14 protein-coding genes are annotated in these 12,179 nt (G+C 62.4%); 13 read left to right on the top strand and 1 reads right to left on the bottom strand.

Annotated elements, in window-relative coordinates; translation table 11 throughout:
- Positions 1 to 16 precede the first annotated feature (16 nt).
- Positions 17 to 775, bottom strand: a complete 759-nt coding sequence (locus tag ACZLIF_RS10700) for a hypothetical protein (protein ID WP_223224790.1) — start codon at positions 773 to 775, stop codon at positions 17 to 19.
- Positions 776 to 898: 123 nt separating this feature from the next.
- On the opposite strand from ACZLIF_RS10700, the gene ACZLIF_RS10695 reads away from it, so the two are divergent.
- From ACZLIF_RS10695 to ACZLIF_RS10635, 13 genes are all read left to right on the top strand, one after another.
- On the top strand, positions 899 to 1,249 hold the full coding sequence (locus tag ACZLIF_RS10695; protein ID WP_043033515.1) for a helix-turn-helix domain-containing protein: 351 nt from the start codon (positions 899 to 901) through the stop codon (positions 1,247 to 1,249).
- Between the two features lie 174 nt (positions 1,250 to 1,423).
- Entirely contained in the window at positions 1,424 to 1,843 is a 420-nt protein-coding gene (gene copL, locus ACZLIF_RS10690; protein WP_012480218.1) for a transcriptional regulator CopL, read from the top strand.
- A gap of 113 nt (positions 1,844 to 1,956) precedes the next feature.
- Complete coding sequence (locus ACZLIF_RS10685) at positions 1,957 to 3,825, top strand: copper resistance system multicopper oxidase (protein WP_012480217.1); 1,869 nt, start codon at positions 1,957 to 1,959, stop codon at positions 3,823 to 3,825.
- Positions 3,822 to 5,090, top strand: coding sequence for a copper-binding protein CopB (locus ACZLIF_RS10680; protein ID WP_005413421.1), 1,269 nt, complete (start codon positions 3,822 to 3,824; stop codon positions 5,088 to 5,090). The genes ACZLIF_RS10685 and ACZLIF_RS10680 overlap by 4 nt, the downstream gene beginning before the upstream one ends.
- A 12-nt stretch (positions 5,091 to 5,102) precedes the next feature.
- Positions 5,103 to 5,873, top strand: a complete 771-nt coding sequence (locus ACZLIF_RS10675; protein ID WP_005413420.1) for a c-type cytochrome — start codon at positions 5,103 to 5,105, stop codon at positions 5,871 to 5,873.
- 19 nt (positions 5,874 to 5,892) lie between these two features.
- Positions 5,893 to 6,402, top strand: a complete 510-nt coding sequence (locus ACZLIF_RS10670; RefSeq protein ID WP_031269112.1) for a nuclear transport factor 2 family protein — start codon at positions 5,893 to 5,895, stop codon at positions 6,400 to 6,402.
- A 14-nt stretch (positions 6,403 to 6,416) separates the two neighbouring features.
- Positions 6,417 to 6,941, top strand: a complete 525-nt coding sequence (locus tag ACZLIF_RS10665) for a DUF411 domain-containing protein (protein WP_012480214.1) — start codon at positions 6,417 to 6,419, stop codon at positions 6,939 to 6,941.
- Between the two features lie 70 nt (positions 6,942 to 7,011).
- Positions 7,012 to 7,362, top strand: coding sequence for a four-helix bundle copper-binding protein (locus tag ACZLIF_RS10660; protein ID WP_012480213.1), 351 nt, complete (start codon positions 7,012 to 7,014; stop codon positions 7,360 to 7,362).
- Positions 7,363 to 7,540: 178 nt separating this feature from the next.
- Entirely contained in the window at positions 7,541 to 7,924 is a 384-nt protein-coding gene (gene copC / locus ACZLIF_RS10655; protein WP_005413416.1) for a copper homeostasis periplasmic binding protein CopC, read from the top strand.
- Between the two features lie 10 nt (positions 7,925 to 7,934).
- The gene (gene copD / locus ACZLIF_RS10650) at positions 7,935 to 8,864 is read left to right on the top strand and encodes a copper homeostasis membrane protein CopD (protein ID WP_017354978.1); all 930 of its coding nucleotides are present in this window, start codon (positions 7,935 to 7,937) and stop codon (positions 8,862 to 8,864) included.
- A 247-nt stretch (positions 8,865 to 9,111) separates the two neighbouring features.
- Positions 9,112 to 11,247 (top strand): copper-transporting P-type ATPase, encoded by a 2,136-nt coding sequence (locus tag ACZLIF_RS10645; RefSeq protein WP_024957401.1) that lies wholly within the window; start codon positions 9,112 to 9,114, stop codon positions 11,245 to 11,247.
- Positions 11,248 to 11,275: 28 nt separating this feature from the next.
- The gene (locus ACZLIF_RS10640) at positions 11,276 to 11,551 is read left to right on the top strand and encodes a hypothetical protein (protein WP_005413412.1); all 276 of its coding nucleotides are present in this window, start codon (positions 11,276 to 11,278) and stop codon (positions 11,549 to 11,551) included.
- Positions 11,552 to 11,625: 74 nt separating this feature from the next.
- Entirely contained in the window at positions 11,626 to 12,177 is a 552-nt protein-coding gene (locus tag ACZLIF_RS10635) for a DUF305 domain-containing protein (protein ID WP_031269107.1), read from the top strand.
- Positions 12,178 to 12,179: the final 2 nt, after the last annotated feature.

Below are 12,179 nucleotides of genomic sequence, written 5' to 3'. Positions count from 1 at the left end.
GCTGCTCGTTTGTCTGCTAGCGGCTGGGGTGGCGCTCACCTGTCCAGTACGCCCATTCCATAGGGACGACCCAATCTACAAACAGTTTGGCTACTGAGGACTCCGGTGCCAAATGATAGGGCTTGAACATGCCTTGCTCGGGCGAACTGGTCATCAGGTAGCGCAGGCGCTTCTGGACCTCCTGAAAGATGGCTTCCCGCACATGGGCGCTGTCGTGCACGCCAAGACGCATCGCCACCGAGGCACCTTGGCGTACCGCCGCCCAGCAGCAGTAACGCCACCGCGCGATCGGCAAGCCCCGCGGTCCGGATTGAAAGACGAACCCCACATCACGTGCCCAGCCTGGGTCGAAGTGATGTTTGAGCAATTGCTGCTCCAGAAACTGCTCGGTCTCCCAGAGTGCAAGTTCATCCCACAGCTCCAGTTTCGCGTCCGCCAAGTCTACATCGTGTGCCATATCGCCGAGTTGGTCTTCCAGCACCGGGAGCAGGTGCCTGCGCTCGTGGGTAGACCAGGCGAAAGCCCATTGCAGATCTTCGATGGGCGTGACCTCGGCATCGGGGCGGATCTGCCATCGATCCGCTGGCCAGGGAACTTGGATCAAGGCCAAGTCTCGCAGCGTGTCCAGCACCAGCAAGGTGGAGCGGCGTGTGGGCGCCACCGGTAGGCGTCGTAGCTGCGCGGCTAACAGTGCGGCTAGGAAAAGGGTGCCACGAAGGCCCAACTCCTCGATGCTGGCGACCCCAGATGGCGTCATTGACGAGGTTCCGGGCATGCGGTTTCCGGGGATGAGGGAGCGGCGTGGCTCCTGGGGGGGGGGGCGGCGCTACCGGTGTCGCCGGTTGCCTCAAAGCTAAGAATATCTTAGTATGCAAGGCTGGGTACATCCGCCATCCTTATGGGGTCTCCATGGGGTGCGCGCGTGACTTTGTCCGTCGACTCAACACCGACCTTCGCTCGACGCCTCAAACAAGCCCGCCTGCACACGGGTTTGTCGCAGAAGGAGTTGGGCATCCGGGCCGGTCTGGATCCTCACGTGGCCAGCCCCCGAATCAACCAGTACGAGCGTGGCAAGCACGAGCCCATGCTGGAGATTGCTGAGCGGTTGGCCCAAGCGTTGGGGATCCCCGCCGCCTTCCTTTACACCGACGATGATCTGCTGGCCAAGTTGCTCCTGCGCTGGGGCTCGCTAAGCAAGCAGCAGAAGCGCGAGTTGGTGAAGCTGATCGAGGCCACGCCCGAGAAGTAAACCGAACAAGCGCTCGCCCTATGGGCAACTCTTCGCCTCAACCCGCCCTTTGGGCGCTTCTGGAGGGAGCTGCAGTGTCCGCGGCTAGTGCGACTGACAAGTCGCGACATCTCAGGCTTACTTGAGATTTTGTTCACGACCGATACACACGCGCCTTGTCTAAAGTGATATACCATGTCGCCCGTGTCAGCCTCCTCACTTCTACTGCGACTGTTCCTGATCGCCATGCTCGTGCTTAACGGCGCGTGGTCGGCGTTTGCGTCCGTCAGTATGAACCCGGTCATGGAAGAGCAGGCCAGCGAAGTGGCTGCCGCGGTGCAAGTCGACGAAGACTGCTTCGCCCATCACAGTGCTGAGCATCATCCCGATGCCACATCGATTGAAAAGGCTGGCACTGGGCATGGCGACCATGCCGGTCCCGACTGTTGCAAGTCTTCTGCGTGCCGGTGCGCCTGCGTACACGCTTGCGCGAGCGCACTTCCTGCGCGCCTGCATGTTTCGGTGCAACTGGCCTTGGGCCTGGATGTCATGCCGCTGCCCCTAGGGCATGCGGCACCTGCCTTGCCTCATCTGATCCGACCACCGATCGGCTAAGCGTCCCTAGGCGCCGCAATGGCGCCGTTGGTGTGGCTTGCATGCCTGTTTAGGCCAGCCGCCCGCTCTGTACCACCGCCCGCCGGTGGCAACACGACGCTTGGAGCATTTTCATGTCGCATGATGATTTTCGTGGTCCACGCGGTGGACCGCTGCTGCCTTCGCGGCGGCGATTTGTCCAAGGCTTGGCCTTGGGAGGCGCAGTCGCAGGATTAGGTTTCTGGCCCAAAGCCAGTTGGGCGCTCAAGGGGCCGGGACAACCCAACGTACTATCGGGCACTGAGTTTGACCTGACCATTGGCGAGACGCCGATGAACTTCACCGGCAAGACCCGCACCGCGATCACGGTCAACGGGTCTGTTCCGGCGCCGTTGCTGCGGTGGCGGGAAGGCACCACGGTCAACTTGCGCGTCTCTAATGCATTGCCCGCTAACTCCATCCATGGCGCGGACACCTCCATCCATTGGCACGGCATCATTTTGCCGGCCAACATGGACGGCGTGCCGGGTCTGAGCTTTGACGGTATCGGACGTGGTGAGACCTACCACTACCGGTTCACCCTGCATCAGGGCGGAACCTACTGGTACCACAGCCACTCAGGGTTCCAGGAACAAGCCGGGCTCTATGGCCCGATCGTCATCGACCCATTGGAGCCGGAGCCCTTCAGTTTCGATCGCGACTACGTCGTGATGCTGAGCGATTGGACAGACCTGGACCCGACGGCCCTGTTCGATCGTTTGAAGAAGATGCCGGGCCATGACAATTACTACAAGCGCACGGTCGGCGATTTTGCGCGCGATGTGAAGCGCAACGGCCTGTCGGCCACGTTGGAAGATCGCAAGATGTGGGGCGTGATGCGGATGACGCCCACGGACCTGTCCGACGTCAACGCCAACACCTACACCTACCTGATGAACGGCACGACCTCACTGGGCAACTGGACCGGTTTGTTCCGCAGTGGCGAGAAGGTGCGCCTGCGTTTCATCAATGGCTCTGCCATGACGTACTTCGATGTGCGTATTCCGGGGCTGAAGATGACCGTGGTGGCGGCAGATGGCTTGTATGTCCATCCGGTTTCCGTCGACGAGTTCCGCATCGCGGTAGCAGAAACCTTCGATGTGATCGTGGAGCCCTCCGGGCAGGACGCATTCACCATCTTTGCCCAAGACTCCGGTCGCACCGGCTACATCAGCGGCACGCTCGCTGTGCGCGAAGGATTACGCGCGCCCGTTCCGTCTGTGGATCCCCGGCCGCTGCTGACGATGGCAGACATGGGCATGGATCATGGGTCGATGGATATGTCTGGCGGCAGCAAGGGCATGGAAGGCGGCTGTGGTGCGGCCATGGGCATGCCTGGCATGACCCCACCTGTCAGCGGTAACGCGACCTCGGCCCATGCAGGCCATGCGATGCCCGCCGCCGGCGATGGTGCCATGGCAGGCATGCAGCACGGGGGCATGCAATCACACCCTGCTAGCGAGACCAACAATCCCCTGTTGGACAACCAAGCCATGAGCGTGAGTTCGCGCTTGGATGATCCGGGCAATGGCCTGCGCGATAACGGCCGTCATGTGCTGACGTATTCCATGCTCAAGAGCACCTTTGAAGACCCTGACGGACGCGACCCCGGTCGCGAGATCGAGCTGCATCTGACCGGACACATGGAGAAATTCTCCTGGGGCTTCAACGGTCAGAAGTTTTCCGATGTCGAGCCGCTGCGGCTGAACTACGGCGAGCGTATGCGCATCGTATTGGTTAACGACACGATGATGACCCATCCCATCCATTTGCACGGCATGTGGAGTGACGTGGAGGACGACAACGGCAACTTCATGGTGCGCAAGCACACGGTGGATATGCCGCCAGGTAGCCGACGCACGTATCGCGTGCGTGCCGATGCGTTGGGCAGCTGGGCGTTCCATTGCCACCTGCTTTATCACATGGAAGCCGGAATGATGCGCACGGTGAGGGTCGACGAATGAACATCAATAGACGCGATACCACCCTGACTGCGCTGACGGCTATCTCGCTGGCCCTGGCCAATGCGGCCAGCGCCCAATCTATGCAGCACGGCTCCATGCAGATGGAGCAGGGCGCGCAGACCCAGACTCAGGATCACTCTGCACATCAGGCACCGACATCAAAACCTGCGCCAGCCCAAAAGCCTGCAACACCGGCCAAGACGAGCGAAGCGACGATCGATCATGCGGCGATGGGCCACGCCGAGCCGCAGGCTAACGCAGCCGAGCCTGCCATGCAGGGCATGGACCATTCGCAGATGGGGCACGGCTCGCCCGCGAGCACACCTGCGGCGCCCACAGCGCAGGCGCAGTCGATGCAGGGCATGGATCACAGTCAGATGGCACAGCCCGCTGCAGCCGACACCTCCGGCACGGCCACGCCTGCGATGCAGGGGATGGACCATTCGCAGATGGGCCATGATTCGCCCGCGCCCGCTACACCAGAAGCGGGAATGCAATCGATGGAGGGCATGGACCACAGTCAGATGGGACACGGGCCTGCAGCGCCAACGCAGCCGCGCACCCCGATTCCCGCGGTGACGGACGCGGATCGCAAGGCGGCCATCGCGCCGGAACACGCGCATCCGGTGCATGACAACTCGATCAAGAGCTACGTGCTGCTCAATCGCCTGGAAACCTGGGATGCCGATCCGGGCACCGGGCTGGGCTGGGAGGGCCAGGGCTGGATCGGTACGGACCTCAATCGCGTCTGGCTCCGCAGTGAAGGCGAACGCACGGATGGTCAGACCGAGTCGGCTGATCTGGAAGTGCTTTACGGCCGCAGTATCTCCACGTGGTGGGATGTGGTGGCCGGTGTGCGTCATGACTTCAAGCCTGGGGCATCGCAGAACTTCGCCGCTATCGGTGTACAGGGCTTGGCGCCGATGAAGTTCGAAGTGTCCGCCACAGCCTATCTCGGCGAAGGGGGCCAGACTGCCGCCAATGTCGAGGCCGAGTACGAATTGCTGCTAACCAACCGGCTGATCTTGCAGCCGCTGGTGGAAGTCACCGCCTATGGCAAGAACGATCCATTGCGCGGGATAGGTTCGGGTCTGAGTGCCGCTGAGGCGGGGCTACGACTTCGCTATGAGTTCACCCGAAAGTTCGCTCCCTACATCGGCGTGGTGTACGAGCGCGCGTTTGGCAATACCGCAGACATGCGACGCGAGCATGGCGAGTCCTTTGAAGACACGCGCTTGGTCATCGGCCTTCGTACCTGGTTCTAAGGGGAACTGACAATGAAATCCAACAAAAAGATGTGGGTATGGCTCGGTGCCGGCGTGGCATTGGTTGCGGTGGTCGCAACCGCCACGCTCTCTCTGGGCGTGTACAACGTGGCCGCCGACGATCCGCATAGTCGCCCGGTGTATGCGCTACTTGAAACGGCGCGCGAGCGTTCCATTGAGGTGCGCGCCGCCAAGCTTCAGCTACCCACGAACCTTGATGATCCTGAGCGTATCCGCCAGGGTGCGGGCAACTACAACGCCATGTGCGTGACCTGCCATCTTTCACCAGACGCGGCGGCCACCGAGATGAGCAAGGGCCTGTACCCCGCGCCACCGAACCTAAGCAAACAGCCGGTCGCTCCAGCTGAGGCGTTCTGGGTGATCAAGCACGGCATCAAGGCCAGCGGCATGCCCGCTTGGGGCGGCAGCATGGACGATGAGTTCATATGGAACATGTCGGCCTTCCTGCAGAAGTTGCCCACGCTGGACGCGACTGCGTACAAGGAACTTGTCGACAGCAGCGAGGGCCATTCGCATGGCGGCGGCGAGACGCAAGGCCACCATGACGACGAAAAGGCCGAGGATCACCCTGCCTTATTCGAGCCGGGCAACAACTCCATGCCGCATGCGCACCCGCCGGGCGTGGACGACGATCACCACGGCCCGACACCCAGCGACACGGAAGTCGGGTTGGTGAGCCACGGCCATCCCGACGGCAAGGTGGAGTCGCACCCTGCACCACACACGCCCGTGGCCGATGACGGCCATGCGCACCCCCATTGATCTTCTTGGAGCCCACGCAATGAACGCAACAGCAATCTCGTTCACCCTCGCACTGGCACTGGCCGTCGTGTCCCCCGCAATGGCGCAGGCGACACAGCCGCACGCACATCACCCCGCTGCCGCGGCATCTGCGGACGTCGACGTCCCAGTCACTGCAGAGGCCGCGGTCGCCGTAGCGGAGCGTTTCAACAGGGCCCTGTCTAGCGGCGATCTGGCCACGGTCGAAGCCCTGCTCGCTGCCGACGTTCTCATCCTCGAGTCCGGGGGCGCCGAACGCAGCCGCGAGGAATACATGGGCCATCACGCAGTCAGCGATGCGGCGTTCCTCAAGGGCGCCCATCGCCAGCTGCTCCGTCAGCGCGCACGAGCCGCTGGCGAGTTCGCGTGGGTCGGAACCGAAAGCGAGTTGCATGCCCAGAAGGACGGCCAGCCACTGACCGTCCAGAGCGACGAGACGATGGTGCTGAAGGAGACCGCGGACGGCTGGCGGATCGTCCACATCCACTGGTCCTCGCGGACCAAGCGCTGAGTCGAGAGATTGAAATGACTACGCTCACATTGCACCGTCTGACTTTTGTGGTCCTTGCCGTGGCTGGTCTGGGTGCTTGCACCCAGGATGCTTCATCCGCGCAACCCACAACCTCGCCCTCCGCACAGGTTGTCGTCCAATCAGCCGACGCGACTCCAGCAGCCCTGCCACGCATGACCGTCCACAAGACCCCGACCTGCGGGTGCTGCGGTGTCTGGATCGACCACGTGCAGAAGGCGGGATTCACCGTGGATGTGCACGACATGGATGACCTGGGTCTGGTCAAGGAGCGGTTGGGTGTCCCCTATGCAAAGGGCTCCTGCCACACGGCCGAGATCGGCGGATACGTCATCGAAGGCCACGTTCCGGCCGCGGACATCAAGCGTCTCCTCGAAGAAAAGCCGAACGCACGCGGCCTGGTCCTCCCAGGGATGCCGCTTGGTTCTCCGGGCATGGAGGTCCCGGAGGGACGCCAGCAGCCGTTCACGGTCGAGCTGATACATCGCGACGGAACCACTGAACCGTTCGCACAGCACTGATCCGTCGCAGCAACAGGGGACGGTGTTGCGGGCGCGCCGATTCTCGCCCGCGAGGAAGAAGGAGAACTACATGACTCACCATTCCGCAGCACACCGGCCCCAGGCCATGAACGAGTGCATCGACAACTGCACGCAATGCCATGCGATCTGCCTGGAGACCATCAACTACTGCCTGACCAAAGGAGGTGTTCACGCGGCCCCGGAGCACATCGCCCTGTTGGCGACGTGTGCCGATACCTGCGCAACCAGTGCCGACGCGATGCTGCGCGGTGCCAGCGTTCACGACGTGGTTTGCGGTGCCTGCGCGGAGATCTGCCGCCAGTGCGCCGATGCATGCGACGCCATGAACGACCCTGAGATGACGCGCTGCGCCGAAGTTTGTCGCCGCTGCGCGGAAAGCTGCAGCGCCATGGCAGCGTAATGCGTCGAGGATCCCGCCTGAGCCGGTGGGATCCTCGTCTCGCGAAAGCGGAAGTATCAAGAAAATCCGACAAATCGTGGTTTCAGTGACAGTCCGACATCTAACGCTTGTCGCATCGAACACAGCGCGGCCCCTCCCGAACGGGCTTTGCATCACATTCCAATGAGGATTTATCCATATGAAGTCGTCCAACGTCATTCGCTCCTTCGCGCTCGTCCTCGCAATCGCGGCCGGGCAGTTTTCGCTGCAGGTCGCGCACGCCCACGCCGCGCTGCAGCAGTCCACACCGGCGGCAAATGCGGTGGTGGCCTCGCCAGGCCAGATCGATCTCGTGTTCAACGAGACATTGATTCCGCGGGCGTCGCGTCTCAAGTTGCTCATGAAGCACGGCAGTTCCACCATGCCGATCGAGAATTTCACGACCGAGATCGTCAACAACGGCAAGACCCTGCGTGCCAAGTTGCCTGGACCGCTGGCTCCGGGCGTCTATACCGTGGAATACCGCGCCGTCGGTGGTGACAACCACCCCATGCCGGGCAGCTTCAGCTTCACGGTGCGCTGAGGAGTCGCGAATGTTCGACCTGTCGGCTTATGCACTGAGATTCTTGGAATACCTTGTCATCATGGTTCTTTTCGGGGTTCCACTCTTCGGTTGGTACGGGTCGCGTCGATCGGCACTCGCCGACGCCTTGGCCGGGTGGTCACTCATGGGCGTTCTATTGGCGGGTGCCGTAGCCGGTCTCGTGCTCACCGGGCTCGATGTCGTCTTCAAGACCGCGGGCATCATGGGAATGCCGCTTGCCGAGGTTGATCGCGCATCGCTTGGCTGGTATCTGCTCGAGACGTCCGCGGGCCGGGCAGCCATGGCGAGAGGCGCGCTGCTGGTCGCCCTGATGTTCGTGCTCGGATGGCATCGTCGCCGCGGGAAGGTGGAGACCGCCTTCCCGCTGGGGGCGATGCTGGCGGGCGGCGCACTCGCTTCGCTGGCGTGGAACGGCCACGCCGCCGCTGGCGAGGGCTTGGCAGGCGCGGTCCGGCTTGCTGCAGGCATCGTCCATCTTCTCGCGGCAGGCGGCTGGATCGCAGCGGTCCTGATGTTCCTTGCCATGCTGCTGCGCGGCAAAGAGACGAACGGCAGCGGGCGTCTGCGATCAACGCATGACTTTCTGCATGGTTTTTCGACGCTGGGAACGATCTTCGTTGGTGCGCTCATCGTGTCCGGCATCGCGCACTACGGGGATCTCACCGCGTGGTCGTTTTCGGCCCTGTTCCAGAGCACCTACGGGAAGTTGCTGCTTTTCAAACTGGCCCTGTTCGCTGGAATGCTGGGTTTGGGAGCGCTGCACCGATGGACGCTGGTGCCGCGCTTGGAACGAGCGCTGACCAGCGGAGATCCCGCGCAGGAGGTGCGGGCTTTGCGGCAGAGTGTTACGGCTGAGGCCGCGCTGGCCATCTTGATCCTGATTGTTGTTTCAGTGCTCGGGACGCTCAGCCCCGAATAGCTGTGTAACCCGCAATGGCACACTGCCTTGGCAGTCCATCCCCACTAAAGCGAGCATCGGCATGAACTCACCGTCGTCCCATGACCATCACCATTCTGCAGGCGCAGCCCCTGTCGAGGCTGCGGATGGACGGGTCATCACCAATCCCGTCCGCTATACGGACGATGCTCCCCAGCAAGTTGAAGTGACCGCCCCAGCAGCGGTGGCCCAACCCAGCGGTACCCACGCCACGGTCTACACCTGCCCGATGCATCCGCAGATTCGTCAGCCAGGTCCCGGCACCTGTCCGATCTGCGGCATGGCGCTGGAGCCGGAGATGCCCTCGCTGGAGGAGGACGACAATCCAGAGTTACGCGATTTCACCCGAAGGTTCTGGTGGACGTTGCCTTTGACGTTGATCGTCCTGGTCTTGGCCATGCTGGGACACCGTCTGCCCGGCTTGTCCACGCAGGCGCGCACCTGGATTGAGCTCGTGCTGAGCGCCCCGGTGGTGCTCTGGGCGGGGTGGCCTTTCTTTGAGCGCTGCCTACAGTCCATCGGCAATCGCAGCCCCAACATGTGGACGCTGATCGGCATCGGCGTGGCCGCCGCGTTTGGCTACAGCGTGGTGGCCACCGTGGCACCGGACCTGTTTCCGGACTCTTTCCGCGAGCATGGACGGGTAGGGGTCTACTTCGAGGCGGCAGCGGTCATCGTCTCGCTCACCCTGCTCGGACAGCTGCTGGAACTGCGGGCGCGTTCCAAAACCTCGGCGGCCATCAAGTCCCTGCTGGGATTGGCGCCCAAGACGGCTCGCCGCGTCAAACCCGATGGGGGCGAAGAGGACGTTGCGCTGGATCACGTGCACGTGGGTGATCTGCTTCGCGTACGACCGGGCGAGAAGGTGCCGGTCGATGGGGAAGTCATCGAAGGCCGCGCCAGTGTCGATGAGTCGATGCTGACCGGTGAACCCATTCCGGTGGAGAAGGCTGTCGGTGATCACGTTATAGGCGCCACGCTCAACGGGACGGGCGCCTTAGTCATCCGGGCGGACAAAGTCGGATCCGGGACGGTACTGGCGCAGATTGTGCAGTTGGTAGCCCAAGCCCAGCGCTCCCGCGCGCCGATGCAGCGTATGGCGGACAAGGTGGCGTACTGGTTTGTCCTGGCCGTGCTGGCCACGGCGGTGCTCACGTTCTTCGGATGGGGTCTGTTTGGACCCGAACCGTCCTGGACCTTTGCCGTCCTCAATGCCGTATCGGTTCTGATCATTGCTTGCCCGTGTGCCTTGGGTTTGGCTACCCCCATGTCGATCATGGTCGCCACTGGCCGCGCTGCGCAGGTCGGGGTCCTGTTCCGCGATGCTCAGGCGATCGAGCAGCTACGTCTGATCGACACGTTGATCGTGGACAAGACCGGTACGTTGACCGAGGGGCGTCCAGCCTTTCGCGACACGCTCTCCAACGCCGGCTTCGACGCCGATCAGATCCTTTGTTTGGCCGGCAGCTTGGAGCAGGGCAGTGAGCACCCCTTGGCCGAGGCCATCGTGGCTGAAGCCCAGCGACGTGGCTTGAACCTGGTGGCCGCCCAAGATTTTGATTCGCTCACCGGCCAAGGCGTCCGCGGGCGCGTGTCCGATCAGGATGTCGTGCTCGGCAACCAAAGCCTGATGGCGTCGGTTGGCGCCGATGTAGCACCTTTGCAAAGCAGCGCCGAGCGTCTTCGGAAAGAAGGCGCTAGCGTGATGTTCCTGGCGGTCAATGGTCGGTTGGCCGGCGCCATTGCGGTGGCTGATCCCATCAAAGCCACGACCTTGCCTGCCTTGAACCTGCTACGTGCCGATGGCCTGCACGTGGTGATGGCCTCCGGTGACGCACAGGCGACGGCCGAGGCCGTGGGGCGCACGCTGGGCATCGAGGATGTGCGTGGTGGCGTCAAGCCGCAGGACAAGGCCGACCTGGTCCAGCAACTCAAAGCCCAGGGTCGTCGCGTGGCCATGGCTGGCGATGGCATCAACGATGCGCCGGCCCTGGCGGCAGCCGATGTGGGCATCGCGATGGGGACGGGCACGGATGTGGCCATGTCCAGCGCCCAGCTCACCCTGGTCAAGGGTGATTTGAGGCGCATCGTGCAAGCCCGTGCCATCTCGTCTTTGACGGTGGCCAATATGAAGCAGAACCTGGGCTTCGCCTTCGTCTACAACGCCATCGGCGTGCCTATCGCCGCCGGCTTGCTGTATCCCAGCTTCGGCCTTTTGCTCAGTCCGATGATGGCGGCCCTGGCCATGAGCCTGAGCTCGGTTTCGGTGGTCACCAATGCCCTGCGTTTGTCCGGCTCCACCGTTGTTGCCACCCCCCACCCTGACCGCGCCGATGAGCCTGCGCGCGGCCATTCCTGTCACTGATGGCTCATATCCCACAAGGAGTACTGCAATGAAGCGTTATGCCTCCCTCTCGATGATGGCCTTGTTCCTGATGGCGGGCGCGGCCTTCGCCGGCGGCCAGACCACCACGCCCACCACCGACCACGGTCAGCACAAGCCGGCGGCGGCCGATGCCGATTTCACCAAGCTCGATGCCAACAAGGACGGCTCGCTGTCCAAGGAAGAACTGGCCAAGCACAAGCTGGCGCCGCACTTTGGCATGCTCGATAGCAACAAAGATGGCAAGCTGAGCCCGCAGGAATTCGCTGCCGGCAAGGGTATGTAAGTGTTCTCAGCCCGGGAGCTGTTCCAACAGTTCGCGGGTTCTTCCGCCGTTCTGCCATTCCCACGGAGATTGTTATGTCCTCTTCGCACGGTACGCACGAAAACGCGCAAGACCCGCAGTCCCAGCACGCAAAACCGCACGCCTCACACCAACCTGCCCACCAGGCACAACAAGGGCATCAAGGCCATTACGGCCGCCTGTTGTTGATGATGGGCCTGTCTTTCGTGGCCATGTACGCATTGATGTACGCAATGGTCGATCAGTGGGCTAACGTCTATAACAACGTGAACCAGTTCTACATGGCGGGCCTGATGGCCGCTCCCATGCTGCTGATCGAGCTGTGGCTAATGTCCAGCATGTACCCCGATCGCCGACGCAATCTGATTCTGGCTGGTCTGACGGTGGCGTTCATGCTGTTCTGCTGGTGGGGCATTCGCACTCAAGCAGCGGTCACTGACAAACAGTTCATCCGTTCGATGATTCCCCACCACGCTGGCGCCATCCTGATGTGTGAGGAGAATCGTCTGAAGGATCCTGAGTTGGTGAAGCTCTGCCAGGACATTATTACCTCGCAGACACAGGAGATCGCGCAAATGAAGCAGTTGCTGGCTGAGCGTTCCCATTAGCT

This window comes from Stenotrophomonas sp. 2201_Sma (assembly GCF_056486685.1).
The sequence above is the reverse complement of the archived record's forward strand: the minus strand, read 5'-3'. Positions and strand labels throughout refer to the sequence as shown.